Genomic DNA, 26,470 nt, shown 5'->3' on the forward strand with positions numbered 1-26,470 from the left:
ATCTGGCTTTAAAAGCGAGCCCAAAAAGGCTTAAGACTTCATTAAGTGGCAACTCAAAAATTAATTATCCTGCAGGATATCCATAAACTCGATGGCCGAGTTTTCCATACGAAAAACCAGACGCTCGACCATGATGCTGAGCCAGTGGTAACCGACGTGGGCAATAATACCGACGATAAGACCGGCTGCTGAAGTAACCATCTTGGTGTACAAACCGCCCGAAATTTGGGCGATACCGAAGTCGCCGGTGGTGCTGATGGCGTAGAAAATCTTGATTACACCAATAATGGTACCCACGAAACCAAGCATAGGCGCAATACCAGCAATGATACCCAAGATGCTGATGTTCTTCTCTAAACGGGCAATCTCGATTTTGCCGACATTCTCGACGCTGGTTTCGATGTCTTTCAGGGGCAAGCCAATGCGGCGAATACCCTTCTCAATCATGCGGGCTAAGGGAGAAGCATTTTGAGCGCAGAGCATTTTTGCCCCCTGCAAATCACCTTTCACCATCAGCCCCCGAATGCCCCCCATGAATGAGTCGGGGTTGCTGGTGGCTTTACGAATAGTGATGTAGCGCTCCAGAATGATGAAAATCGAGATCGAGAAAAGAATGAAAATGGGAATCATTACCCATCCACCTTGCAACACCAAATCAATCAGGGAAAGCTCGGGAGCTGCTGCATTGGCCGCAGCATTAGCGGCAACAGCCGCGGTATCGAGGGGAGCAGTGGTGGTAATTTGCAGGAGCAACGATGTCATTTTAGTACTTAAGAACCCAGAGTGCTGAGCCGTATTGTTTGCGTAATTGAGAGAGGCTGCGGTCGGCCGAAGCGCGATCAGCAAATTCACCTACAGTGAGGCGGTAAAAACGGCTGCCAGCAGACGCACGCGTCGGACGCACTGGCCACAATATCTGCGCAGGACGGTTTTTGCGGGCCAAAGCGGCGCGGGCTTTCTCCACGCTCCGAGGAGTGTCGAAGCTACCAGCTACCACATAGAAACGACCTGTCCGGGTTTTAATTGTAGGCGTTAAAGCGGCTGTAGCAGGTGTCGCCGTTGTGGTAGCTTTGGCTATTGGCGCTGGGGCAGCAGCTGGTACCGAGGAGGCAATCGGTTTGGCTACCTCCGTTGGCTTTGTTGGGGTTACCGGCTTTGCAGCTGTCACTACCACGGGTTTTCCTGCCGTATCTGTGGTTAAGGCAGGTGAAGCCATCGGCTTTGCTTTGTCCCACTCCGCTCCTTCGGTTGTGTTTAGTGCAACGGCATCCGTAACATCGGCAGCTCCATCGGGCACGAACTCTTCACTCCAACCATGATTAGCTAACGTAGCCTGCTGTGTGGCTCTGGATTGTGATTTAGTAGTGCTGGGGGGCATTTTTTGCTCCTGCGCTACCCACGATGCTGGCACGGCCCGTGCGCTGTCGGGCAAATGCCCCAGACGTAACGCAAATAGATAACCCGCCGACAGCATTAACCCGGTGAGAACAGTAGCAGCGGCTACGTTAAACACCCGAGCTGCCCGGCGTGAACGACCAGCAACTGTGAGTTGAGGCGCGGTGGGCTGCCGCTCACGAGCCAGTAAGGCATCGGTGGCCCGCACTGGCCGCGATACTAATTCGGGTAGGCCGTAACTAGCCGAAAGCAGATTTTGCGTGCCTGTGTACTCAAACTCCAACCCTCTCCCAACAGCGCGGCGAAACACTCCAATCCCAGGCAGCTCTGTGCGCTGCGCACTATCCAGCTCCGCCTGCAGATTAGCAACTGCATTGCGCACCATCTGGCGGGCTTCCGAAGCGGGCACACGCAACGCATGACTAAGGGCATCAACCAGCAAGCCATCGTTGCGAGTCAGTGCGCCATTGAAGGCGACGGTTTTGGTTGGTGGAGTCAGCGTGTGGCGCACCGGGTGTATCCGGGCCGGCGCATAATCGGCGATAAGTCCGCCGAAACCGGGAATAATCACGCAATCGTGGTCCCGGAGTAAGCTGAGAATATGGTTGGAGATCGGCAAAGTCGGTTGTGTTTGTGGTGCGTTAATCTTTAATGCGCTTGCTGCAATTATTGCCTTACACTCTGTAGTAAGCTCCGGAATATCCTATTCCAATAAAGTGCATCAGCGCAGTAAAAAATTAAAAGTCATAGGTCACGCCCGCCAGTACGTTGATGCCCTTCACCGGGTAGTTCAGGAAACGCTCGTACTTGCGGCTCAGCAAATTGTTGCCTAAAGCAAAGATTGACAGATTTTCCGAGAAACGATAATCGCCACGCAGGTTCAAATCTACCACTGTGTCCGTCGGGCGCACCACTTGGACCAGGTCATCAGCTATCCCGCCTGCCCTATATCCTACTCCGAAACTAGAGCTATAGGTATATAACTCTGCCCCTAACAGGAGCTTATCACCTACGTTATAGGTTCCGAACAGCACCGACTGGAAAGCTGGCCGGTGAAAGGCTTCGGCCAACGTTTTGGTGTTATATCCATTGTAATCAGCTTTCACGCCCAACCGAAACTGCTCAGCAGCATTATAAATCACTTCGCCGTGCACGTTGATTAGTTGAGTTGATTTGCGGTCATAAACTAGATCAAAACGTGACGTATCGGTAGGGCTATTAGCATAGAAATACAAGTTGCGGTCGTTAGCGGCCGTCACTTTTGCGCTCACTGACAGGCCGCGAGCGGGCATCGCCGTAAAGCCGCCGTAAATAGTTGGCCCCCGGTGCGTATCGGCCACGCGCTGGTTGGGAGCCAGCCATGGGTTTTCGGTGGTCAGATCGTACATAGTTACGCGCTGCAATGCCCCACCCAATCCGCCAAATACGACGAATTTATCTTCGGCCACCGTGTAGCCCACACGAATTGCCGGATAAACATTGAACTGCGAAGCCGTCCCGATAGTGTCACCGGTGTAGCCCAGCGTAGCGCCCACCGATACGGCCAGCCGGTTCAGATCGGCTTCAAAAGCCGGTGTGAACTGCACAAATGGCCGACTGGTAGTAGTCAACTCGTCCTTTTGCGATATCAGGGATACATCACCATTTAAAGCAATTCGCCCTTTTTCACCTAGCGCATAGCCCGAACGAAGCGACGCATTGAAGTTGCTTTCACTGGCCGCAAACCTGTCTTTCCAATAGTTAAAGCCTACGCCGAAGTCATACTGAAAGGCGGCATCGGTGGCGCGGTTGCGGGCATATACCTTCGCGGCGGCGCGGGTGAAGACCTGCTTGATGTCATCAACATCGGGGGGCAAATTCTGGGGCTCACGGTTGTAGCCATAGAAATTATAGCGCTCCCGACCCAAATCTATCTTCGCGCCCAAGGCGGCAGTACCACTGTAGGTTTCACCGTTAAGGCCCAGACTGGTTTGGCTGAGACTGGAGTTCTTACGGTCTACGGGTCCGCGTGAGGAGGAAATGTGGCTGAAATCGAGACCATAGGAAGCGGCTTCGCTGCGCGTGTTATGCAGGTAAGCCTTGCCGTAAATGGTCCCGTAGTTACCCAGTGCGCCCTTCAGGTAGTTGCCGGTCTGGGGGGCTAATTCCTCCTGTTTGATCGTGAGAACGCGCACTGACGGATTGAGGCGATCGGCAGGCAGCCGAAAGTCGGGATAAGTAAACTGAACCGTTTGCGCCTGCGGCGTTGGTGCCTCTACTTTGATCTTATCAAAGTTGCGCGTCGCCTCGGGAAGCTCGTTCACGCGCTCCTTCACAATTTCAATTTCAGCGTCTTCAATTTTGCCCCCCGGCCGCTGTTGCGCCCACGAAAAGCGGGGCGCGGCCACGGCCAGCATTGTGACCAGAGCCAGGGAGTAAGGCGAGCGAAGCATCATAGCAACGGAGTTAGGTTTGATATAAGCTTAGATTTAAATCAGCTTATTCAACCATTTATTAATCAATTATTTATTATTTCAGCAAAACAGAATTACCCTATTCTTCCACAGGTACTGGGGAAGCTGTAGTATCGCTTGGCTGAGTCTGTGTAGGCTGCAAAGCCTGGCGCGCAGCAGCCCGACGAGCGGCTGGCGAAGCTGGTTTAGCAGGAGTTGTTTTGGTGCCCGCCGGTGATGTGGTTGTAGGCTTGGCACCACTTGTTGCGGGCGCCGGTGCAGCGCCATCGGCGGGCAAAGCAGCTAGTCGCTGCTTGGCGCCCTCGATGATTTCCGCGACTGGGAATTTGTTGTCGATGATGGAATTTAGTGTAGCGCGGGCTTGGAAATTATCACCCTGCAACGCGTAGATGTCGGCGATAAGCAGAAACCCCCGACCCTGCCACAGCTCATATTTGGAGGCGTTGGTTTTGTAGGCCGCATCCAAAGCCTCGGGGTATTTCTTCTGGTCGAATAATACCTGGGCCAAAAGGTACTGCGCCTCAGCTCTGTTCTCATCCGTAGCCGTGCTGGCTGCGGTAGTCAGCTCCGGAATGGCTTGATCTAGGTTGCCGGCTTTGTAACTGGCTTTTCCTAAATAAAGCAGCGCCGCATTGGTCGCATTCAGCGAAGCACTACCCAACGCCCGCAGATCCTGAGCCACGCGACGGGTACCGTCGTAGTCACCACTTTCGTAGTAGCTGCGCATCAGCCCAATGCCTGCATCAGCCACTTCCCGCTTGTTCTGCGATACTTCCCGCAGACGCGTGTAATATTTGATGGCCTCGGGGTAGTTCTTATTGGCATACTCCAAGTCAGCAACCCGGCCTGCGGCCCGGTTCACAAACTCACTTTTGCCTTCCGTTACTACGTTTTTCAACCCAGCCAGGCCCTCGGCTTGCTTACCCGTTTTTAGATAAGAATCACTGAGGAAATAGCGGCCATCAGCGGCCAAGGAGGTATTGGGATATTGCTTCAGGTATGATTCCAGCCTCGGAATTGCCTGCGCGTACTTTTCAGCAGTGTACAGCGACTTAGCCGCTTCAAACTCTACGCTTTCCGTAGCACCGCTCTGCGGATTCTGTGACTTGTATTGGCCAAGCGCCTGATCAAACTCCTCTGTCTTGCCCAACGCGGCTAAGCTCTCCTGCAAGCCCGATAGCGCATTGGTTGCAGACTTGGTGCGCGGATACCGCTCCAATACCTGGCGAAAGTCAGCTACGGCTTTATCATGCTGATTGAGGTTAGCATAGGCCACACCACGCTTCTGCAAGGCCTGCGGAATCAGAGCGCTGTTGGGGCGGGCTCGAATCAGGCGCGAAAAGCCATCAACGGCAGGCTGAAAATTACCAGCCTCAAACTCAAACTGCGCCTGCTGAAATACGGCATTGTCGGCGTAGCGCGACTGGGGGGCAGTTTTGAGCAGCGTATTCAACGTATTAGTAGCTTCCCCTTGGCGACCTAGCAAGCCCAGCGTTACGCTCTTCTGGTAATATGCATAGTCCTTGTCGGGCGCATTGGAAGCAATAACCTTGTCGTAGCCCGTCAGGGCCTGCTTATAGTCTTTGGCCACATAATAAGTATCGGCCAGGCGCAGGGTTACGTCGTAGTAGTTGGGGTCGTTGGCGGGTTGGCGGGTTTCAGCATCCTTCAGATAGGCCTGAAACTGTGAACGCGCCCGATCATACTGCTTGGTGTTGTAATAAGCGTAGCCCAAGCCGTAACGAGCTTTCTGGTCGAAGTCAGTTTCGGCCGCGCTGCCAGAACGGGCCGTACGGGCCGCCGCGGTGTAGCTTTGAATGGCTTCCGGGTATTTCTGCCCGATGCTGTAAATCTCACCGCGCAGCACCTGAGCCGCGGCCCGCAGGGCGTCGTCCTGGGGGTATTTCAGCGACTTATCCAGCAACGGCAGTGCCTCATTGAACTTGCTGTTGTTGTACAGCGTGGCAGCTTGCAAGTAAGTAACGCGCTGATACGTAGCGTTCAGGCGGCTGCTACGGTTGTCCAAGCCTTCGAGGTAAGAAATGGCCTGAGCGTAGTCAGACGAGTTGAGAAAGCTCTCACTCAGAATGTCATCAGCGGCGGCCGCATTCTTGGAGCCCGGAAACTTCTTGTTGAAATCCTTCAGAGAAGCAATTACTTCCCGGCCATTACCTAATTGGTAATTCACCTGCGCGTATTTGATCGTCGCATTCTCCGTGATATTGCGGTCGAAGGTCGCGTTGCGGGCCGCATCGAAAGCATTCAGGGCTGGCTGATTCTGCTTTAGCTGCAAATAGCTCAGGCCCATATGATAGGCCGCATTTTGGCCCAATGAATCCTTACGGGCAGCCACTCCTTTCAGGCTATTTACAGCCCCCTTAAAGTCGCCCATCTTGTAGTTGGCATACCCGATTTTGTACTGCACCGTCGGGTCCATCTTCTTGCGGCCGGCAGCGTACCGGTTGAAGTACTCGGCAGCACTCTGGAAGTCGCTTTTCTGGTAGTAAGAATCGCCCACAAGCAACTGAATCTCATCGGCGCCCTGGGGCGGTGGGGTTTGAGCCAATGCCTTCGAGCCGTAGGCAATCAACCCATCAAAGTCGCCCTCCTTGTAATAAATCTGGGTCATCACGGCCGGCACCACGAGGCGGTAGCCGTCGCTTTCCTCCGCCACTGCCAAGTCGCGGCGGGCTCCGGCAAAGTCACCGGCCCGGAAAGCCAGATAGCCCGCATAATAGCTGCTGGCGTAGCGATACTCCGAGCTGCCTTGCTTGGTGCGGTCGAATAGCAAACGAGCCTTATCGAATTCCTTCTGGGCAAAGTAGCTGTACGCTAGCTTAAACTCCGATTCTTCGCGCTGCTCCAGCGTCAGGTTATCGGGCCCCACGCGCTGCATGTACTCAGCGGCTTTGGCGTAGTTCTTCTTATCGAAATAGAACTTTCCGAGCTGAAAAAAGGCCTCCGCTGCTTTTGGATGGGCCGGATTATTAGCCGCGAAGGCTAGAATCCGGTCCTCGGCATCAGGATGAAACAGGTAGAGACCCGATACCGCGTAGTAATATTCGGCATCGGTGGTGCGGTCGCGCTGTTCGCCGGTGCGGCGCTGAGTAAGGTCGAGGTAGCGCTGAAAAGACTGCTGCGCGGCACCGTACTTGCCACGGTCGAAGAGTTCAAGGCCTTCCTGGAAATGACGCTCATCGGCGGCAAAAACCTGGGTTTGCTGGGCTGCGGCCACCAGTGGGGCCGCCGTGCTAAGCGTGGCGGCCAGCGCCAAGCGGGGAAATAACTTCATTGCGGGGCGTTACAAGAAAGGGCGCTGCGGGCCCAGGAGTGGCCAAAAGTAGCGAAAATGTGGTGGAGGTTGCACAAAAAAGGCATTCTCGCACCTTGGCAACGCGCTGGGGGGCTTTTTTGGTATAGTACCGCCGTAGTAGTAAGCTACCCACACAATAGCACGGTTAAATATCAATCCAGTAACGCTGCGCCTACATATGGGCAAGGCATTAAGGCCGCACCGCTCGCTGGGGGGCTTTTTTACAAGCCAAAATTCATGGTATAGGATCCACCATCGGTAATGTGGACACGCTTAAAACCGAGGGCTTTGAGCTCGATGCACACCTGTTTGATTACCGTATCCCTGCTCTGCGCATCAAAGGATGGCGACGACATAATAATTACGTCGGCTTGCTCCCCTACCACGTTAATCGTGGCTTTCATCCCTTTTTTCAGCAGCTCTTTGGGCAGTTGAGCAGCATAGTGCTGGCGCTCCTCTATGGCTACAACGTCTTTGGCTATCACCGTTTTGGGCGTAATGCTTTCATTAGCCAAAGCTGAATCACGTACCATATCTGCCACTCCGGCCGACGCGGTTGAAGCTAGCTGCGCCGTGTCAGGTGAGTTGGCTGACGCAGCAGATGCGAGCCCGGACTTCTTGGTTATCTCTTTCGAACGAGATTTAGTATCGGCTCTTAACTTGTCTGAAGTCGTTGGCGCGTTGAGGGCCTGATATTCTTCAATCGCTTCTTCTTGATAGGCAGCAGTTCGCATGGCTGCCAGCAGCCTGTCCGATTCTGCGTCTGCCTTTATTGCGTTCGACTGCTCCGTTGTGAATGCTGAACCGAATTCTCCTGCTGACTGACTAGCGCTGTATAAGGGTGTCGGCCTTGTCCATCGGCCCAGTATAAAGGCCCCTAAAAATGTAAGCAGTGTTATCCCCAGCAGACCAAAAAGTGAGTTACGATTCACAATACAAGTAGTAAACAAATAGTAAAATGCTCGCCGTTGCAGCCACCGATACGCTTACAAGGCAAGAAAGTGTACTATGGCAATCGACAAGCCAATTGTTTAGCTTCTGTGATTCATTTTCCCTTCAGTCAACTGCCAGCCAAAGTGTTTCCTGAGCATTTCCCTCACTTTCTCTTTGGTTAGCGGCTTGGTCAGGAAGTCCGCTACATGAAGCTGCTGTCCTCGCTCCACATCCTGAGAATTCACAGATGTAGTGAGCATAATGATGACAATCGCCTCTCTGCGAGCCAGCGGTAGCTGCTGATAAGAAAACAGAAATTCAAACCCGTTCATCACGGGCATATTCACGTCCAGCAGAATCAGGGCCGGACAGGCAGCATCGGGGCAATGCTGCTCCAATAACGCAAATGCCTCCTGCCCATTTAGTGCCACCATTAGCTGGTCAGCAATAGCTAAATCTTCCAGCAGCCGTTGATTGAGAAAATTGTTAATCGGGTCATCGTCCACTAAAAGGATACACGGTAGCTTCTCCACGCAAATACCTAATTATAGATGTTGGGATAAATAAAAACGATTGTTCCCTGAGAATAACTCTTTGGGGGGCAAATCTAGGGTTTAAACTGAACAGCAGACCAATTACTGGCCAACGACTTGGTTGTTATCTGTTTAGCCCGCTGTGGCACTCAGCGGCACGGGGTGCAGCATCAGGAATACCAACTCGCGCAAAATCTCCCCTTCCGTCATCGAGCCCGACTCAATGCCTTTACTCTGCGCATCGGCGCGGCGCAGCAAGTGAATGATGTCGCGCGTGCGCTGAAAGCTGTAGTTGCGCATAGCCAGCTGGGCATCTTTCTGCTGAAAGCTGTTCACCATACCCAGCTTTTTGAAGTCAGCGTCGGAGGGATTGCTGATCTGATGCAGCACGAGGAGCTTGGTAAAAAAGCCGAAAAGCAAGGTCAGGTTCGGGATAATAGGATTGGCCTTCGGGTTAGCCTCGAAATAATGTAGAATCCGGTTGGCCTTCAGCACATCGCGCTGAATGAGCGCCCGCTGAAGCTCGAAGATGTTATAGTCTTTGCTGATCCCTACCAGGCGTTGCACCAAGTCCTCATCAATGGCCTGGCCGGGCTTCACGTTGAGCAGCAGCTTATCTATCTCATTGGTCAGCCGGCCAAGGTCGGGACCGATATACTCGCTGAGCATCGCCACGGCTTGGGGGGCAATTTGCTGCTGCTTGCTGCGCACGTAGCCCGTCAGCCAGGGCGCAACTTGGTTATCGTAAAGCTTTTTGCTGGTCAGCACGGCCGCGTGCTTGGTCATCGCTTTGGCCAGGGCCTTACGGCCGTCCAGTGTTTTGTGCTTATAGCAAAACACCAGCACCGTGCTGGCCAGCGGATTTTTCAGGTACGCCTCAAAAAACGGATAGCTACTCTCCCGCTCCATGTCGGCCACCGACTGTGCTTCCTTTACAATAACCACCGAGCGCTCGGCCATCATCGGAAAGCGCCGCGCCTGGCCCAGAATAGTGGCTATGTCCACATCCTTCCCATAAAGCACCACCTGGTTGAAGCCGCGCTCATGCTCGGGCATCACGTTTTTTTCGATGATGTCAGCAATCAGATCGATGTAGTAGGGCTCCTCCCCTTGCAGGAAATAGATGGGCGCAAACTGCCGCTGCTGGAGCTGCTTCAGAATTTCGTCGGGGCTGAAGTTAGGCACTTCGGTAATGTGTTGAGTTGAAATAAAGCCTGGATACTTTTCTTCCTAAGCCAGGCAAAGGTAAAGCTACGACGCGCCTCACCGCTTACCTTTGCCGCAGAATTGGTTGAATGTGGGCTCACGGCCGTCATTCAACAGTTAACAGTCAAAACTTCTTCTTGCTTTGAATTTACTCGACGAACTCCGCTGGCGCGGAATGCTGCACGACACCATGCCCGGCACGGCTGAGCATCTGGCCGAACACCAGCCCATCAGCGGCTACATTGGCTTCGACCCCACGGCCGCTTCCCTGCACATTGGTAACCTGGCCACTATTATGCTGCTGGTGCATTTACAGCGCGCCGGGCATCGGCCGGTCGCGCTGGTGGGCGGCGCCACCGGCATGATTGGCGACCCGTCGGGCAAATCATCGGAGCGCAACCTGCTGGATGAGGAAACGCTGCGCGACAATCAGGCCGGTATTCGGGCGCAGCTAGAGAAGTTTCTGGAGTTTAATGACGGCCCGACTGGCGCTGTCGTGGTCAATAACTACGATTGGTTTAAGGAATTTGGCTTCCTCCAATTTCTGCGCGATGTGGGCAAGCACATTACCGTGAACTATATGATGGCCAAGGACTCGGTGAAGCGCCGCCTGGGCACTCCGGAGGCCGAAGGCGAGCAGCGTGCCGAAGGGCTGTCTTACACAGAGTTCAGCTACCAGCTGCTGCAAGGCTACGACTTCCGTCACCTGTTCCAGACGCTGAACTGCACTCTGCAAATGGGCGGCTCTGACCAGTGGGGCAACATCACGACTGGCACCGAGCTTATCCGGCGCCTTGATGGCGGTAAGGCGTACGCTCTTACCTGCCCGTTGGTCACAAAGGCCGATGGCACCAAGTTCGGAAAATCGGAAGGCGGCAACGTGTGGCTCTCGCCCCAAATGACTTCGCCCTACCAGTTCTACCAGTTCTGGCTCAACGCCGCCGACGCCGACGCCAGCCGTCTAATCCGGGTGTTCACCTTGCTCAGCGAGGCCGAAATTCTGGATCTGGAAGCGCAGCACGCAACGGCTCCGCACCAGCGCATTTTGCAAAAGGCCTTGGCCAAAGACGTCACCACCCGCGTTCACTCTGCCGAGGCGTACGAAGCGGCGGTAGCCGCCTCCGAAATTCTGTTTGGCAAAGGCGACCTCGAAGATCTGCAGCGTCTCGATGAAGCGACGCTGCTCGACGTATTCGCCGGCGTGCCGCGCCTTGAAGTGCCGCGCGAACAAGCTAGCAGCCTGCTGGTGGCCGATTTGCTCAGCGAAGCCACACAATACCAGATTTTTCCTTCGAAAAGCGAGGTTAAAAAGATGATTCAAGGCGGTGGCGTGAGCCTGAACCGTCAGAAAGTAGCTGCCGCCGATCAAGCTGTGTCTGAGTTCCCCTTGTTACAGGACAAGTATCTGGTAGCCCAGAAAGGCAAGAAAAACTACTTCCTGATTTCGCTTATATAAGGTACAGCTTTCATCACCTTTTAGATCAGGCAGGTACAAGAATTCCTTCTAACGCCACAGAAAAGCCCCCCAGATAATTTCTGGGGGGCTTTTTTACGGACTAATAAACATGAATTATTTGCCTACCGTGCCGGCAGGAAGTTGAAGCAGAAACTGGCTGCCGCTGCCTCCGCTACCCGACGTATAAGCTGGCACAGCGCTGCCACCCTTTTCCCAGGCCTCAATCCAGCGCATTTGTACGAGCAGCGGCGTGAGCGACTGCTGCTGCTTTTCGTTGGCATAGGCCTGCGCGTCGGCCGCAATCCGAATCGATTTGGCCCGGCCTTCGGCTTCCGCAATATTAATGCGCGCCTGCGCTTCCGCCTGCCGAATGCGGTTCTCGGTTTGCAGGCCGGTTTGCACAGCCGTGTTTTTCGCGTCGATGGCGGCTTTCAGGCTGGCCGGCGGCTCTAGCTTAGTAGTGATTTGCTGCACTGTAAAGCCCATTGTCTGGAGCTGGCTTACCAGATTGGCTTTCACCTGCGCCTCGTAGCTCCCGCGGTTACTGATCAGACTGTCGGCGGTATAGCGGTTGGTAGCGACGCGATATGCCTCGTACACAGCCGTTTTGAGGAAGCCATCTTCAATATCGGGCAGCGGCCGCCGATACTGCCGAAAGATGTCATCGACCTTATCCGACTGAATAAAATAATTGAGGCTGGGCGCCACTCCGAAGCCCGAGCCATCCTTGCTCTGCACCTCAAACTCTTCGTACTCCTTGTGCTGGGTATACACTGGAAACTCATACACGGCCGTGCTTAGCGGCGTGTAGAATACCCAGCCCGTTGTGTACGTAATATCGTCAACGCCGCGCGAGGAGCCCGCCAGGTTTACTTTAATGCCCACGTTGCCCGCGTCGATGCGCTCTACTTTAATAAGGCTGCACCCGGCAATAGTTGCTACTAATAATAAGCTGCCAAAAACAATAGGCTTCAGCCAGCGACGATTAGAATTTTGTAGAAGATCGGTCATTAAATGAAGATGGTGGAGTAGAAGATGAATGGGATAAGAAGCGAACAAGGCCGCGTGCGGCCTGATATATCGATAAAGCTACGCCTACAGCCAGCACCGAAAGCCCTACTACTCCCCAGCCTAGCCACCAATCGGAAGGGCTACTCAGCCAATGGAGGAACATAGGCACGGCATAAGGCAGCACGCCAGCGTAGAATAGCGCCCAGGCAGCCAGCCACAGATAATAAGTGCGTTTTGTGGGCATAAGGAAGTAGCTAATTGAATGGACAGTGCCGCAATATCTAAACTGTTGCATACACCACCTAATGCTCATTGGCAGACATCTGCATTAGTTAGCAAATGCTTTCTATTGGCATTTAGCCTGAACAATCAGAATCATTAAAAAAGCCCCCCAGAAAATATCTGGGGGGCTTTTTAGCACTAGCAAGGTTCACAGAATATACGGAATCTGAAAACTCCGAATATGGCCGTGAATTACTTCTTCTTTGCTGGAGCGGCTTTCTTAGCAGCAGCTGGAGCAGCTTTCTTAGCTGCTGGAGCAGCTTTAGCGCCGGCAGCTTCACCGCCAGTGTTCTTCATGTTCTGCACTTCGGTGCGGATCTCTTGGGCCATGTTCTTCAACTCCTGCATTCCTTTGCGCACACGGGTACCGGCGGCTGAGTTTTGCTTGTCGTAAAACTTGTCGAAGTCACCCTCGAGCGACATTACTAGGTCCTTGAGCTTGCTAAAATTGTTCATTGGAAAAGGGTTTATGGGGGAAGAAAGGTTGTTATTGACTGGCTCTAATATACAGGGATTTCAAATACAAGCAATATTTCTATTTTTTTTCTAAAATGCCCCTCAGCGCTTTCCAGGGCGATTTTTACACCTCTTACAACTAAATAATACCTCTCTCAACGTTGGACTTACATCGCCATAGTACAAAAAATAACGCCGACAACCATTATGATTGTCGGCGTTGAGGCCTCTATAATTTGCTAAATTGACTAGGCTTGCACGGATGCAGTAGTCTTGGAGTATAAGCCCTTATTGAGCTTTTCAGCCACTGCTTCGAAGGCCGTAATGGTCAGGCGCACGTCTTCGAGCGTATGCACCGCCGTTGGGATAAGGCGGAGCATAATCACGCCCTTCGGAACTACCGGATAAACCACGATAGAGCAGAAAATACCGTGATTCTCGCGTAAATCGAAGGTTATTTGGGTCGCATCGGGAATTTCGCCGCTCAGGAACACAGGTGTTACCGGCGACTGCGTAGTGCCGATATTGAAGCCCTTTTCGCGCAAACCGCTCTGCAAAGCCCTAACCACCGTCCAGAGATTCTCTTTCAGCTCTGGTTGCGTGCGGAGGAGCTCCAAACGCTTCATTGCACCCACTACAAGCGGCATAGGCAGCGATTTGGCGAAAATCTGGCTACGCATATTGTATCGCAAATATTCAATTACGCTCTCAGGGCCCGCTACAAAGGCTCCGATGCTCGCCATGCTCTTCGCAAACGTTGAAAAATAAAGATCAATGCCGTCCTGAACGCCCTGTTCTTCGCCCGCTCCAGCGCCTGTAGCGCCCATTGTACCGAATCCGTGCGCATCGTCAACGAGCAAACGGAACTGATATTTTTCCTTCAGAGCGACCACTTCGCGCAGGTTGCCCTGGTTGCCCGACATGCCGAATACACCCTCCGTAATCACCAGAATACCGCCACCGGTTTCGCCCACCATGCGGGTGGCCCGCTGCAACTGCTTCTCCAAGCTTTCCATATCGTTGTGCGGATACACAAAGCGCTTGCCTTGGTGCAGCCGTACCCCATCAATGATGCAGGCATGCGACTCGGCGTCGTACACAATCACATCGTGGCGGTTTACCACGGCATCAATGATAGACACGATCCCTTGGTAGCCGAAGTTGAGCAGCAGCGCGTCGGGCTTCTTCACGAAGTCGGCTAGCTCAGCCTCCAGCTGCTCGTGCAGGTTGGAGTTGCCACTCATAATACGAGCGCCCATGGGCGTGCCCATACCCCACTCCATGGCAGATTCGCCATCTACGCGGCGCACCTCAGGGTGATTAGCCAAACCTAAATAGTTATTGAGGCTCCAGGTAAGCACTTCCTTCCCGCGGAAAATCATGCGGGGCTTGATCTCGCCTTCTAGCTTAGGAAAGGTAAAGTAGCCGTGCGCATAGTGCGAGTGGCTGCCCAATGGGCCGCGGTTGGAAGCAATCTTCTCGAAAAGATCCACGGAGGAATAAATTAAATGTGAAACGAATACGGCAGTAGTATACTGGGCACAACCACCGGTCTTGTGCAAAGTTATGGCAATTCACGAAGGTAACTGCCAAAGACGTGGCTTTCTACTTTACTAAAGCAGCATAAAAATGCCCCCTAGCACTTCCTCGAGCCGACAGAATGGTGTTTCTTTGAGCTAAGTTAGCGGTAAATTGTTCCTTGTCAGTTTCCAGTATAGCACAAAAAACTGACTTTATTATCCTCCTAAGCTGGCAGCCCCTCACTATTTCCAGCCATATCCCACCCACTTTCATGAAGCAAATCAAGAAACTACTGGTTGCCAACCGGGGCGAAATCGCACTCCGTGTGTTGCGTTCGGCCCGCGAAATGGGCATCCAGACCGTAGCTATTTATAGTGAGGCCGACCGCCAGGCCCTGCACGTGCGCTACGCCGATGAGGCCGTGTGCGTGGGTGGTCCTCAATCGAGCGAAAGCTACCTGCGCGGCGACAAAATTCTGGAAGTGTGCCGCCAGCTCGGCGTTGATGCCATTCACCCCGGCTACGGCTTTCTGAGCGAAAATGCTGCCTTCGCACGGAAAGTAAAAGAAGCCGGATTAATTTTCGTTGGTCCCTCGCCTGAGGCTATGGAGCTGATGGGCTCCAAGCTCGCTGCCAAAGCCGCAGTGGCCGACTTTGATATTCCGATGGTGCCCGGCACCGAGGAAGCTATCACGGATGTGGAAGCCGCCAAAGTAGTGGCGCGTCAGGTTGGGTTTCCTATTCTTATTAAAGCATCTGCGGGCGGTGGCGGAAAGGGCATGCGCATTGTGAATGCGGAAAGCGAGTTTGAGGAGCAGATGCAGCTGGCCGTATCGGAAGCCACGAGTGCATTCGGCAACGGCGCCGTATTCATTGAAAAGTACATCGGCTCGCCCCGCCACATCGAAATTCAGGTGCTGGGGGATGAGCACGGCAATATTGTACACCTGTTTGAGCGTGAATGCAGCATTCAGCGCCGCCATCAGAAAGTGATTGAGGAAGCACCATCCTCCGTGCTTACGCCTGAGCTACGCGACCAAATGGGCCGCGCAGCCGTGGATGTGGCCCGCGCCTGCAACTACACCGGAGCCGGCACCGTGGAGTTTCTGCTCGACGAAAATCACAATTTCTACTTTCTGGAGATGAATACGCGTCTCCAAGTAGAGCACCCCGTCACGGAGCAAATCACCGGCCTGGACCTTGTAAAAGAGCAGATTCGAGTAGCCCAAGGCGAGCCCCTGCCCTTCCAGCAGGAAGATCTTACCATCACTGGTCATGCCTTGGAGCTGCGTGTGTACGCTGAGGATCCTGCCAATAACTTCCTGCCCGATATCGGCACGCTCACTACCTATGTGCGCCCTCAAGGCCCCGGCGTCCGCGTGGATGATGGCTTCGAGCAAGGCATGGACATTCCGATTTATTACGACCCCATGATTGCCAAGCTCGTCACTTTCGGTAAAGATCGCGCGGAAGCCATTGCTCGCATGCTGCGAGCCATCGACGAGTATCAAATTACCGGCATTCAGACGACGTTGCCCTTCGGCCGCTACGTGCTTCAGCACCCGGCCTTCGTGGGGGGCAATTTTGATACGAACTTCATTCGCGACCACTTCACGCCCGCTGATTTAATTCCCAGTAATGACGACGAGGCGGAAATCAACAAGCTAGCCGCGGTGCTCAGCGCGATGCTGCTCACAGAAAAGAAACCGCAAGTTGCTCCCGCTACAGAAGCTGCTAGCGTCACTGGTTCGGCTTGGAAGCGGAACCGATTGGGCCTGCGTTAATAAAATTAAGATTTAGCATCACAAGAAAGCCCGGCCAATTAGGCTGGGCTTTCTTGTGGTATATGGAAACAAAGTCAGAGCGATTTAAACCAAATCCGATAACTGCCGCACGCCTAGAGTACGCTCGCGAGTGAATCCTTCACCAAATTCTACCCCAATGAGGTGGCCAAACTCCCGGGCGCGGGCTTCCATAAACTTTGAGAAGGCAGGCGTAGACAAGTAAGTAATCGGCTCGGTGCTATTAGCATCGAAGAACTGGCTTTTGAAGGCCTGAATTGCCTCCCACTTCTTATCCCAGAACTCCGATATATCGACCACGAAATCGGGCGCAATTTGCCGGTCCTGTATGTAATGATATACTAAGCGGGGCCGCCAAGCGGACTGGGGCTGGCCATTTTCATCCAGCGTTTCAATCATCTTCAGCCCCGACAGAAAGCACGATTCAGAAGCCAGCTGGGAGCCGCGGCCGTGGTCTGGGTGGCGATCGTGGATGGCGTTTAGCAGTACGATGTCGGGTTGATAACGGCGCACAGCGGCAATTATGGGCAACTGATGCTCTCGATCGTTATAAAAAAAACCGTCAGCCAATCCTAGGTTTTCACGAGCGTTCAAACCAAGTATTTTGGACGCTGCGGCTGCCTCAGCAGCCCTTATTTCGGGTGTGCCGCGCGTGCCAAGTTCTCCCCGCGTTAAGTCTACTACTCCTATCTTTTTGCCTTGGGACGCTGCGGCTAGTAAAGCGCCGGCACAGGACATTTCCGCATCGTCGGGGTGGGCGGCGATGGCCAGAATATCTAATTTCATGTTAAATGGGTGGTTAAAAGATTAAATGACTTAGCCGGTAAAAGCTGAGTCGTTTGCTGCCTTAGCAGAACAACTAGCGCTTTACCGGCTAAGCCAATCAAGAACTCTAGAAGGCAGTCTATTTGATACGCAACGTACGACCGATACGCAAGGTTGATGTGCCGCCGTTGAGCCGTTTAATCTGACTAACAGATACACCATATTTGTCGGCAATTTCGGAGAGCGTATCCCCACTTCTAATCTTGTGCGTCACAATGCGTCTTGCTGCCGTTGGCTTACTGCCACTGCTGGAGCTAGACCGTGAGCGACTCTGTATGGCTCTGCTGTAGTAGTTAAACAAAGCCGAGGTAATTTGAAAATTATCTTGCCGGAGCTTATAATCCGGAAAGTCATACATCCGCTCGGGGTCGATGGGGTTGCCTTCGTAGCGTACCTCATAGTGAAGGTGCGAGCCCGTGCTACGGCCCGTATTGCCCCCCAGCCCAATAATTTGGCCAGCCTTCACAAAGGTACCCGTCGTGACAAGCGACTTGCTCAGGTGGCCATACAGCGTTTCAATACCATTGTAATGACGCACCAACAAATAGTTGCCGTAGCCACTTCCGTCCCATTTCGAGATTCGCACCACTCCATCGAAGGCGGCGCGTACGGTGTCGCCGGTATTCAGATCCAAGTCAACGCCATAATGCCAGCGGCTACCACGAAATCCGAAATCGGAAGTGGTGGGTGTCGTTCCCAAGGGCATCTTGGCATATCGCTTCCGCAGCGGATCTACCAACTTCAGCGTCAGAGTATCGCGCAGCCGGCGACCATCAACCCGGTACGGATTGATATTGCGCGTATCCCAAATGGCGTAATAGCCAGCCACTTTCACCCATGAACTGTCGATACGAACTTCATCAGACACTTCCACGATGTGTTGCTCGCCTTCGTTCAGCGAGGTAGTATCTTCACTAACCATCGACAGCTTTTTGGCGGGATTGAAGAAGATTGATTTGGCTGCTTCCGAGTTATCATCGGGCAGATCTTCCGTCTTTATCAGAACAGTCGTATCGGGCCGCACATAGCGGATCGTTGGCGATTTCATGCGGAAGAAATCCTTCCGCTGACCCGCCGAGCCACCCTTAGCCTTTGGCTGGGGGGCTTTTCGGCGTTGGGCCTGGGCTGAGTTGGGCCACGCAAGTAGCAGCCCAATCATCAACAGGGGCAGTAGCCCATATTTCAAAAAATTCAACAAAAGCGAATGACGTTGAGGCGTTCCTCGCCCCTAAGGGCAGTTTTCAAGATAGCAAGTTAAGCAACCAAACGTGAATGCATGGTGGCTAGTGTGTAGCTTAAAGGCAAAGCGCCCGGAAAACTCAAATTAAAGAAATGTCATACCAAGCTGAACAAAATACTTTACTCGGCTTGGTATGACGTTAGTCAAAAAATCTCCTAATGCTCGCCTAAAGCAGCCAGATACCGTTCAGCATCCAAAGCAGCCATACAGCCCGTGCCAGCCGCTGTCACGGCCTGACGATAGGTGTAGTCCTGCACATCACCACAGGCAAACACGCCATCGACGTTAGTTTTGGATGAGCCAGGAATCGTTTTCAAATACCCTTGCTCATCATGATGCAGGAAGGGCTGAAAAATCTTGGAGTTGGGCTCATGACCGATAGCGACAAAAAAGCCCTCTACCGGAATTTCACGTGTTTCGTGAGTCAGTGTATTCTTTACGCGGACGGCTTCCACGGCATGTTCCCCCAGAATTTCGTCGGTTACCGTGTTCCACAGAACCTCTATTTTGGGGTTGTCAACTACGCGCTTCTGCATAATTTTCGAAGCGCGCATTTCTCCTTTGCGCACTATCATGTACACTTTCGAGCACAGGTTAGCTAAGTAAGTTGCCTCCTCAGCTGCTGTGTCGCCCGCGCCTACAATGGCTACTTCCTTACCGCGATAAAAAAACCCATCACAAACTGCGCAAGCCGATACACCCGAGCCATTCAGCCGTGCTTCTGACTCTAGGCCAAGCCACTTAGCCGAAGCACCAGTAGCGATAATCACAGTATCGGCGGTGATGGTTTTATGCTCGTCAATAGTTACCTGGTGCGGATGACCCGAAAAGTCCACTGCCGTGGCCAGACCATAACGGACATCCGTTCCAAAGCGCGACGCCTGGTTCTTCAAGTCCTCCATCATAGCCGGCCCCATCACCCCATCCGGGTAACCAGGAAAGTTCTCGACGTCGTTAGTAATAGTAAGCTGTCCACCGGGCTGCAAACCTTGATACATAACGGGCTGCATATTAGCACGGGCGGCATAAATAGCTGCTGTATAGCCGGCTGGTCCCGAACCGATAATCAAACACTTTACGTGTTCCGAATTGGTATTTTCCATTTCTGGTGAAAGCGGAGATGCAATAAAAAAAGTGAATATGGCCTGGGCGCTCGTTTGAGCTTCAAACGCCACAGCAATAGTAGCAAAAAAGCCCCCCAGTTATCATTTCAGAGTACATCTGAGGGAATGCTACTGCCATGTGTAACAAAAAACCCCAACGAATAGGCTGGGGTTTTTGAGGCTGGGGGGCAAAATTTACCCCAGATAAGGCTTCAGAGCTTTGGAGCGCGAGGTGTGGCGCAAGCGGCGAATGGCCTTCTCTTTGATCTGGCGAACCCGCTCTCGAGTCAGGCTAAACTTCTCACCAATTTCTTCCAGCGTAAGCGAATGCTCGCCATTCAAACCGAAATAAAGGGTAATCACGTCCGCTTCGCGCTTGGTAAGCGTGGAGAGAGCGCGCTGCACTTCTTTGCGCAGTGAGTCGTTCATTAGGCCCGTGTCCGGCGACTCCTCGTCTTCGTTTTCGAGCACATCGAGCAAGCGATTTTCTTCGCCTTGCACAAACGGCGCATCTACGGACACGTGGCGGCCTGAAATCTTGAGCGTATCGACTACCTCAGAAGTAGTCAGTTCCAGTACTTCGGCAATCTCTTCGGGCGAGGGCTCTCGCTCAAATTTTTGCTCCAGTTCGGAGAAGGACTTCGAAATCTTGTTTAGGGAACCTACCCGGTTCAGCGGCAGGCGCACAATGCGCGACTGCTCGGCCAAGGCTTGCAGAATGGACTGACGAATCCACCATACGGCATAAGAAATAAACTTAAAGCCGCGGGTTTCATCGAAGCGCTTGGCAGCTTTAATCAAGCCAAGGTTGCCCTCGTTGATCAAGTCGCCCAGCGAAAGTCCCTGATTCTGATACTGCTTGGCTACTGATACCACAAAGCGCAGATTAGCCTTGGTAAGCTTTTCCAGCGCTTGTTGGTCGCCTTCCCTAATCCGCTGCGCCAGCGTTACCTCCTCGTCGGGGGTGAGCAAATCCACTTTGCCAATCTCCTGGAGGTATTTATCCAGCGACTGGCTTTCGCGGTTGGTGATTTGCTTGCTGATTTTAAGCTGTCTCATTGCGGGCGCGAAAGAGTTGTATTATGATAGTTATTGAACATTACTGATACCTTTTACGAGTACCGGCTAGTTTTGGGCAACATGCCGGTACTCGTGAAAGTTCGAAGACTAGGCTTGGGCTTCACCATTATCAGCGGCTGTACGCTCGGGCCGTGGCAATAAAACCTTGCGCGAGAGACGATACTTGCCGGTCTTCTTATCGATATCAAGCAGTTTTACGTCAATTTCCTGACCAACTTCCAGCACACCTTCCAGGCTGTTGAGGCGCTCATGGCCTACTTCTGAAATATGTAACAGGCCGTCTTTGCCAGGCATAATCTCTACGAAAGCACCATAAGGCTGGATACTGCGAACTTTGCCCTTATAAGTTTCGCCTATTTCTGGCTGAGCTGCAATAGCACGGATGCGGCCAATGGCAGCTTCCATATCCACTTGGTTCGATGCGTAAATGCTGACGTGGCCCTTCTCATCCTTCTCCTCGATAATTACCGTGGCGTTGGTATCCTTCTGGATCTGCTGAATGACTTTACCACCGGGTCCGATAATAGCACCGATAAACTCTTTCTCGATCAGCATCTTGTGCGAGCGAGGTGTGTGCGGCTTCATATCGGCGGCGGGCTGGCTGATGGTCTTAGCCATTTCGCCCAGGATGTGCAGACGGCCTTCACGGGCCTGATGCAGAGCAGCAGTCAGGATCTCGCTGCTCAACCCCTGGATTTTGATATCCATCTGGCATGCCACAATTCCTTTCTCCGTGCCCGTCACCTTGAAGTCCATGTCGCCTAAGTGATCTTCATCACCCAAAATATCGGACAGAACAGCGTACTCCCCGGTTTCCTTGTCTTGCACAAGGCCCATAGCAATACCTGATACGGCAGCGCGAACTTTCACCCCTGCATCCATCAGTGCCAATGAACCAGCACACACTGTAGCCATCGACGAAGAGCCATTCGACTCCAAGATATCCGACACGATGCGAATAGTGTACGGGTTTTCATCTTCACCTGGTAATACACGCTTTAAAGAGCGCATAGCCAAGTTACCGTGGCCAATTTCCCGACGGCCAGGACCGCGATTAGGCTTTACTTCACCAGTTGAGAAGGCTGGAAAGTTGTAGTGGAGCATGAACTTGCTGTAGCCCGAAAGCATAGCCGAGTCAATAATTTGCTCATCCAGTTTAGTGCCCAAAGTCACCGTAGTCAGCGACTGGGTTTCACCACGTGTAAATAAAGCAGAGCCGTGTGCACCGGGCAGATAGTTGATTTCGCTCCAGATAGGACGAATCTCCGTGAGCTGACGACCGTCCAAGCGCGTGCGCTCCTTGATCATCATATCGCGGATAGCCTTCTTCTCCGCTGAGGCGTGGTAGCGGCTAAACATTTTCATGTTCAGATCGGGCTGCTCAGCTATAAGCGTTTCGAGCAACTCTTTCTTAATAGCACTGAAGCCTTCCTTACGGCCCGCCTTGCTAGTATTGCCAGAGTAAGCTACGGTATAGGCCTTCTGATAAACAGCATCAGTAATGCGCTGCTTCAACTCGGCGTCTTCCTCATACTTTGGATAATCACGCTTAACGGCGGCCTTCTCCACTACAGCGCCCAGCTCCATTTGCACGCGTACCTGCTCCTTGATAGCTTCGTGGGCATAGGCAATGGCTTGCACCATTTCCTCTTCGCTCACTTCATTCATCTCACCTTCTACCATTGCCACCGAGTCGGCAGTAGCACCAACGATGAGGTCGATGTCAGCGCGCGCAATGTCGGAGGTTTTGGGGTTGATCTGCAGCTTGCCATCAATACGCGCTACGCGTACTTCTGAGATAGGGCCAGCAAATGGAATATCAGAAACAGACAGTGCAGCTGAGGCGGCTAGAGCAGCCAACGCATCAGGCTGGACATCCTTATCTGCTGATATCAGCGAAATCATCACCTGCACCTCATAGTGATAATCCTTAGGGAACATAGGGCGCAAAATGCGGTCAACCAAACGGCTAACGAGAATTTCGGAGTCCGACAAGCGGCCTTCGCGGCGCTGAAACGAACCAGGAATTTTTCCGGCTGAGCCGAACTTCTCTTGGTAATCAACTGATAAAGGCAAGAAATCAACGCCTTCGCGCTGACTGGGCTGCGAAACCACCGTAGCCAGCAGCATGGCATCGCCAAGGCGTACCACTACCGCCCCATCGGCGAATTTGGCCAATTTGCCAGTTTCAAGGGTTATCTGCCGACCATCTGGCAGCGTAATAGTTTTGGTAATAGCGTGGTAATTAGGCATCGGAAAGATTGCTTAGGAAAGCGACAGCGGGCGAGCAGCCAAAAAAACAGTACCGGGCTCCGGTATTATTTTACTCTATAATTGTCTGGGGGGCTTTTTTGTAATGTAACAGCTTGCCTTACCCAAAAGGTGACCCAAGGGGTTAAAAAAAGAGCAGGGAACCCTCAAAAGAGGGCTCCCTGCTCCTACGGACGGGATTACTTGCGGATACCCAGCTCCTTAATAATCGCGCGGTAGCGGTTAATCTCGCGGTGCTGCAGATAGTCAAGCAGACGACGACGCTTACCTACAAGCTTAAGCAAACCTAAGCGAGTCGAAAAGTCTTTCTTGTTAACCTTCAGGTGCTCCGTCAGGTGGTTGATGCGGTGTGTAAACAACGCAATTTGCGATTCAGCCGAACCGGTATCGGTGGCAGATTTGGAGAGGCTATTTTCAGCGAAAATAGTCTGTTTTGCTTCGGTAGTGAGTTTCATCGGCAGATAGGAGTTACCCGTCTGGAATTAAAATATGAGAAAAAAGGCCACCCCGCATCTCGGAGTGGCCGCAAAGGTAAGAGTTTTTATGGCTCGTTGTGCGTTTTTGCCAGTTCAGATTTGCACTTGTGGCTTTGAAGGTTGTGGTTAAGATGCCACAAATAAGTAAAAGCAATTAAGATGCGCGTCGGTAACCACGAAAGGGCCAGCGGATTTTGGCTGGTATACGGCGCCAAAAATCCACTTCTAATACGCCTGAGTCGCGCCGTGCTTGGTAGAGAAAAAATAGACCTACTGGCAATAATAGTGCATCGGCAATCCACATACCTAGCCCTACCGGCAGCACACCTTCGCGACCGTACTTCTCACCCATAATGGAGGCCACGTAATAGATAATGAAGAATAGAATAGAAATCAGCACGGGCACGCCCAGGCCACCTTTCTTAATAATGGCCCCCAGTGGTGCGCCAATCAAAAACATAATCAATACAGCAGCTGACTGCGTGTATTTGCGGTAAATCTCAATACGGTAGTTGCCTGTTTCACGGGCTAATGTGGTAAGGCGCTCTACTGAGCTACTTAAATAGCCACGCAAGTTGCGCGCTCGGTTGGTGGCCTGCTGTACCTGGTTGAGCGTAAGGGGGGGCAATTCTTTGGTTGATACTTGCCAATTAGCCACCCGCTGATTGGCTGCTTGTCCAGTGGTATCAAGGCGCATATGCACATAATACGGATTCAGCATCCGCACCTGCTGTTGTCGCTCGGTACCAAGGCGCTTATGCAGTGAATCAGTGTACTGATGCAGACGCGGCAGATCCATCATCATTTTGTTCTCCGTGAATAGTTCCTGCTGCGTCCGATTCAAATCAAAAGACGCTAAAGAGAACGTAATCAGGTTGCGCGAAAAAGCTTGGCGCACAAAGCTCGCTCCCGCCCTATTCCGAACATCGGGCTGCTCCAGATACATTACGCCATCAAACAGCTCAAGCCCCAGATATTGCCCCCCAAAGCGCATAAACATCCGGCCCGAATCAGCCAGTATAACCTTGGAGTTACCGTCTGTATTAGTGTGGTCATAAATCATGACGCCCTTGAGAAGGTCGCCATTCTCACCAGCCTTCTGATTCACCTTAATAGTATAGCCGGGGATACCATTATAGAAAACCCCTTCCCGAATATCTAGGGATAGTTTCTGTTGGCGCACATCCCACAGCAAGCTATAGGCGTTCAGGTTTGCCTTTGGAACGATGGTATTATTAAACCAGAATGCTCCAACGGCCAACACCAAGCTTACCAGCAGTACAGGTCTCAGAATACGTGTTAGCGAAATTCCAGAAGTCTTAATAGCGGTTAGTTCCTGGTGCTCGCCCAAAGTTCCGTACGTCATGAGCGACGATAGCAGCACCGCCAAGGGCAGCGCAATTGGTACCATCAAGACACTAAAGAAGAATAATAACTGGCCAATGACCGCGAAACCGAGGTCTTTACCAATTATATCATCCATGTATTTAAGCATATACTGCGTCAGCAGAATAAACTCTACCACCGCGAACGTCAGTAAAAAAGGTCCAGCAAAGGCCTTCAGAATTAGTTTGTCGAGTTTTTTCATTGATTGGCCAGAAATGTACCGCTGGGGGGCATTTCCACTAAAAAGGAGCAGTAAGTAAACGTAGCTGTTGCCCGTTTAGCTTCTGCTCCTTCATTTTTTATATTAAACCCGACTTAGCCGCCTACTTGTTCCCGCAACTTTACAATCAGGCTGTCCCACATTTCCTGCAACTCCTCCTCATCCGTTTCCTCCGAGTAGTCTAGCACCCGTAGATACACCTCTTGCGTTAGCTGAGATTCTTCCAACGTAAAGTCGAGGTAGCTTGCATCCGGTGTCAGTCGTTTGTTCTGATCCAGAAACACATAGCGCACCGACCGATTAGTGCGATGTGAACTCATCTCGGCGTAATGGGGCTGATTGTCCCAGATAAAATTGAAGCGGTGGTCTTCATCAATGCGCACGTCCTGACAAAACCACTGCGTCAGCCCTGAAGCTGAAGCCAAATATGGGTACAGAATTTTAGTTGATGCATTAATAGGGTATTCCACCGAAAAACGGTGTTTTGAGCGAGTTGCAGAGAGAGGCATAAGGCAGATATATAAAAGAACGGCATCACTCCTACCCAAGACATATGGCAGGTAGCGGGCAATATACACGGGTTTTTTTTTACTAAGGATTGCGTTGGGTCAAATCTTGTGCCTACCTTTGCGCCATCAAAAAAGCCGGCGGGGTAGCTCAGTTGGTTAGAGCACAGGATTCATAACCCTGAGGTCACGAGTTCAACTCTCGTCCCCGCTACAAGCAAGGGCCTTCCTAGTTTAGGAAGGCCTTTTTTGCTTTTCTAGCCCACACTTTGAATACCTCTGATAATTCACCAGTTCAAATCGCCCCCCCTCGCTCACTCAATACAACACGAAACCTATGGCACGAATAAGTTTCACCCTTTTTATGAGGACCTTTAGTGGCAATACTTTACCTGCCTAGCTATTATACTTATTATACTCGATTTTTCAAGTCCAATTTATCGTTGGTATTATTTATTTATCACAAAGCTTCTATAGATTAAGACAGTACAGACGCATAGATGAATACAGCCGTATATACCACACAAATATTATCCAAGCTTTAATAGGAAGCCTTTAGATTTTCATTAAAGTAGTTTGAACCATTAGAAATCTCTAAGATGTATCAGTGCTTTACCTATCGCCAATTACCCAACGAACTATTCTAGAAAAATAATTACAACATCTATTGCATTGTTAAGAGACGTTTTTACCTTTGCACCCCGATCACGGAAAGACTCCATACGGGAGTGACTAGCTGAAAAAAATAATTAAATATTTTTTTGGTGTATCGACAAAGGTTTATACCTTTGCACCCCCAATCAGAAAGAAGCTTTATACGAAAGCAAATTTTTCAGGTGGTTAAGTGAACTAAGAACATTGACTAAGCTGTTTGTAAAAAGCTCATTATGAGTTTTAGAACACCAGTAAGAAGACGTTCAAGATGGCAGTAGGGATAGGGCTACGGGAGTAGCGACACGGTTAGCTCAACAGGAGTTAGCACACGTTCTTTGAATGATTGGAA

General features: G+C 52.0%; 20 protein-coding genes, 1 tRNA gene and 1 pseudogene. 3 read left to right on the forward strand and 19 right to left on the reverse strand.

The features are described from left to right. Positions 1-60 precede the first annotated feature (60 nt). The 7 genes from H8B13_RS19580 to holA form a co-directional block, all read right to left on the reverse strand. Positions 61-762 carry a MotA/TolQ/ExbB proton channel family protein gene (locus H8B13_RS19580; protein ID WP_166072193.1) on the reverse strand — a complete coding sequence of 234 codons (702 nt, stop codon included), beginning with the start codon at positions 760-762 and terminating at the stop codon, positions 61-63. Between the two features lies 1 nt (position 763). Next, positions 764-2,014 (reverse strand): SPOR domain-containing protein, encoded by a 1,251-nt coding sequence (locus H8B13_RS19585; protein ID WP_187312513.1) that lies wholly within the window; start codon positions 2,012-2,014, stop codon positions 764-766. A 118-nt stretch (positions 2,015-2,132) separates the two neighbouring features. Beyond that, on the reverse strand, positions 2,133-3,830 hold the full coding sequence (locus H8B13_RS19590) for a TonB-dependent receptor (protein WP_187312514.1): 1,698 nt from the start codon (positions 3,828-3,830) through the stop codon (positions 2,133-2,135). Positions 3,831-3,927: 97 nt separating this feature from the next. After that, entirely contained in the window at positions 3,928-7,140 is a 3,213-nt protein-coding gene (locus H8B13_RS19595; protein WP_187312515.1) for a tetratricopeptide repeat protein, read from the reverse strand. A 242-nt stretch (positions 7,141-7,382) separates the two neighbouring features. Beyond that, the gene (locus H8B13_RS19600) at positions 7,383-8,093 is read right to left on the reverse strand and encodes a hypothetical protein (protein WP_187312516.1); all 711 of its coding nucleotides are present in this window, start codon (positions 8,091-8,093) and stop codon (positions 7,383-7,385) included. A gap of 99 nt (positions 8,094-8,192) precedes the next feature. Next, positions 8,193-8,600 carry a response regulator gene (locus H8B13_RS19605; protein ID WP_315985170.1) on the reverse strand — a complete coding sequence of 136 codons (408 nt, stop codon included), beginning with the start codon at positions 8,598-8,600 and terminating at the stop codon, positions 8,193-8,195. A 159-nt stretch (positions 8,601-8,759) separates the two neighbouring features. Beyond that, positions 8,760-9,812 (reverse strand): DNA polymerase III subunit delta, encoded by a 1,053-nt coding sequence (holA, locus tag H8B13_RS19610; protein ID WP_187312518.1) that lies wholly within the window; start codon positions 9,810-9,812, stop codon positions 8,760-8,762. A gap of 163 nt (positions 9,813-9,975) precedes the next feature. Between holA and tyrS the strand changes: the two genes are divergently transcribed. Continuing rightward, positions 9,976-11,289, forward strand: a complete 1,314-nt coding sequence (tyrS, locus tag H8B13_RS19615) for a tyrosine--tRNA ligase (protein WP_187312519.1) — start codon at positions 9,976-9,978, stop codon at positions 11,287-11,289. Positions 11,290-11,403: 114 nt separating this feature from the next. Here the strand turns inward: tyrS and H8B13_RS19620 are convergent, their stop codons facing one another. From H8B13_RS19620 to H8B13_RS19635, 4 genes and pseudogenes are all read right to left on the reverse strand, one after another. After that, positions 11,404-12,300: a prohibitin family protein gene (locus tag H8B13_RS19620; RefSeq protein WP_187312520.1), complete on the reverse strand. Its 897-nt coding sequence runs from the start codon at positions 12,298-12,300 to the stop codon at positions 11,404-11,406. Beyond that, a complete protein-coding gene (locus tag H8B13_RS19625) occupies positions 12,275-12,544 on the reverse strand; it encodes a hypothetical protein (RefSeq protein ID WP_187312521.1) in 270 nt (89 codons plus the stop codon). Before H8B13_RS19625 ends, H8B13_RS19620 begins: the two co-directional genes overlap by 26 nt. A 323-nt stretch (positions 12,545-12,867) precedes the next feature. Then, a pseudogene (locus H8B13_RS21630) lies at positions 12,868-13,038 on the reverse strand (histone H1); the annotation flags it as partial. Positions 13,039-13,286: 248 nt separating this feature from the next. Then, on the reverse strand, positions 13,287-14,531 hold the full coding sequence (locus H8B13_RS19635) for an aminotransferase class I/II-fold pyridoxal phosphate-dependent enzyme (RefSeq protein ID WP_187312523.1): 1,245 nt from the start codon (positions 14,529-14,531) through the stop codon (positions 13,287-13,289). Between the two features lie 299 nt (positions 14,532-14,830). On the opposite strand from H8B13_RS19635, the gene accC reads away from it, so the two are divergent. Next, complete coding sequence (accC, locus tag H8B13_RS19640) at positions 14,831-16,342, forward strand: acetyl-CoA carboxylase biotin carboxylase subunit (RefSeq protein WP_187312524.1); 1,512 nt, start codon at positions 14,831-14,833, stop codon at positions 16,340-16,342. A gap of 84 nt (positions 16,343-16,426) precedes the next feature. Here the strand turns inward: accC and bshB1 are convergent, their stop codons facing one another. From bshB1 to H8B13_RS19680, 8 genes are all read right to left on the reverse strand, one after another. Further along, positions 16,427-17,146 carry a bacillithiol biosynthesis deacetylase BshB1 gene (bshB1, locus tag H8B13_RS19645; protein WP_187312525.1) on the reverse strand — a complete coding sequence of 240 codons (720 nt, stop codon included), beginning with the start codon at positions 17,144-17,146 and terminating at the stop codon, positions 16,427-16,429. 118 nt (positions 17,147-17,264) lie between these two features. Further along, on the reverse strand, positions 17,265-18,383 hold the full coding sequence (locus tag H8B13_RS19650) for a M23 family metallopeptidase (protein ID WP_261990479.1): 1,119 nt from the start codon (positions 18,381-18,383) through the stop codon (positions 17,265-17,267). A 197-nt stretch (positions 18,384-18,580) separates the two neighbouring features. Beyond that, positions 18,581-19,528: a thioredoxin-disulfide reductase gene (gene trxB / locus H8B13_RS19655; protein WP_187312526.1), complete on the reverse strand. Its 948-nt coding sequence runs from the start codon at positions 19,526-19,528 to the stop codon at positions 18,581-18,583. Positions 19,529-19,723: 195 nt separating this feature from the next. Beyond that, entirely contained in the window at positions 19,724-20,587 is an 864-nt protein-coding gene (locus H8B13_RS19660; protein ID WP_084447456.1) for an RNA polymerase sigma factor RpoD/SigA, read from the reverse strand. A 108-nt stretch (positions 20,588-20,695) separates the two neighbouring features. Further along, a complete protein-coding gene (gene pnp, locus H8B13_RS19665) occupies positions 20,696-22,861 on the reverse strand; it encodes a polyribonucleotide nucleotidyltransferase (protein WP_187312527.1) in 2,166 nt (721 codons plus the stop codon). Positions 22,862-23,058: 197 nt separating this feature from the next. Continuing rightward, positions 23,059-23,334: a 30S ribosomal protein S15 gene (gene rpsO / locus H8B13_RS19670; RefSeq protein WP_133272904.1), complete on the reverse strand. Its 276-nt coding sequence runs from the start codon at positions 23,332-23,334 to the stop codon at positions 23,059-23,061. Positions 23,335-23,509: 175 nt separating this feature from the next. Continuing rightward, a complete protein-coding gene (locus H8B13_RS19675) occupies positions 23,510-24,943 on the reverse strand; it encodes an LptF/LptG family permease (protein WP_187312528.1) in 1,434 nt (477 codons plus the stop codon). Positions 24,944-25,056: 113 nt separating this feature from the next. After that, positions 25,057-25,470 carry an START-like domain-containing protein gene (locus H8B13_RS19680; protein WP_084447460.1) on the reverse strand — a complete coding sequence of 138 codons (414 nt, stop codon included), beginning with the start codon at positions 25,468-25,470 and terminating at the stop codon, positions 25,057-25,059. Between the two features lie 137 nt (positions 25,471-25,607). Between H8B13_RS19680 and H8B13_RS19685 the strand changes: the two genes are divergently transcribed. After that, positions 25,608-25,681, forward strand: a tRNA-Met gene (locus tag H8B13_RS19685). Positions 25,682-26,470 lie beyond the last annotated feature (789 nt).

This window comes from Hymenobacter sp. BT188 (assembly GCF_014333585.1).
Classification (GTDB): domain Bacteria; phylum Bacteroidota; class Bacteroidia; order Cytophagales; family Hymenobacteraceae; genus Hymenobacter.

Excerpts from the sequence above, each read along its gene's own strand:
- H8B13_RS19580 (WP_166072193.1), bottom strand. The coding sequence starts at position 762 with ATGACATCGTTGCTCCTGCAAATTACCACCACTGCTCCCCTCGATACC.
- H8B13_RS19590 (WP_187312514.1), bottom strand. The coding sequence starts at position 3,830 with ATGATGCTTCGCTCGCCTTACTCCCTGGCTCTGGTCACAATGCTGGCC.
- H8B13_RS19595 (WP_187312515.1), bottom strand. The coding sequence starts at position 7,140 with ATGAAGTTATTTCCCCGCTTGGCGCTGGCCGCCACGCTTAGCACGGCG.
- H8B13_RS19620 (WP_187312520.1), bottom strand. The coding sequence starts at position 12,300 with ATGACCGATCTTCTACAAAATTCTAATCGTCGCTGGCTGAAGCCTATT.
- H8B13_RS19625 (WP_187312521.1), bottom strand. The coding sequence starts at position 12,544 with ATGCCCACAAAACGCACTTATTATCTGTGGCTGGCTGCCTGGGCGCTA.
- accC (WP_187312524.1), top strand. The coding sequence starts at position 14,831 with ATGAAGCAAATCAAGAAACTACTGGTTGCCAACCGGGGCGAAATCGCA.
- bshB1 (WP_187312525.1), bottom strand. The coding sequence starts at position 17,146 with ATGAAATTAGATATTCTGGCCATCGCCGCCCACCCCGACGATGCGGAA.
- trxB (WP_187312526.1), bottom strand. The coding sequence starts at position 19,528 with ATGGAAAATACCAATTCGGAACACGTAAAGTGTTTGATTATCGGTTCG.
- H8B13_RS19660 (WP_084447456.1), bottom strand. The coding sequence starts at position 20,587 with ATGAGACAGCTTAAAATCAGCAAGCAAATCACCAACCGCGAAAGCCAG.
- pnp (WP_187312527.1), bottom strand. The coding sequence starts at position 22,861 with ATGCCTAATTACCACGCTATTACCAAAACTATTACGCTGCCAGATGGT.
- rpsO (WP_133272904.1), bottom strand. The coding sequence starts at position 23,334 with ATGAAACTCACTACCGAAGCAAAACAGACTATTTTCGCTGAAAATAGC.
- H8B13_RS19675 (WP_187312528.1), bottom strand. The coding sequence starts at position 24,943 with ATGAAAAAACTCGACAAACTAATTCTGAAGGCCTTTGCTGGACCTTTT.
- H8B13_RS19680 (WP_084447460.1), bottom strand. The coding sequence starts at position 25,470 with ATGCCTCTCTCTGCAACTCGCTCAAAACACCGTTTTTCGGTGGAATAC.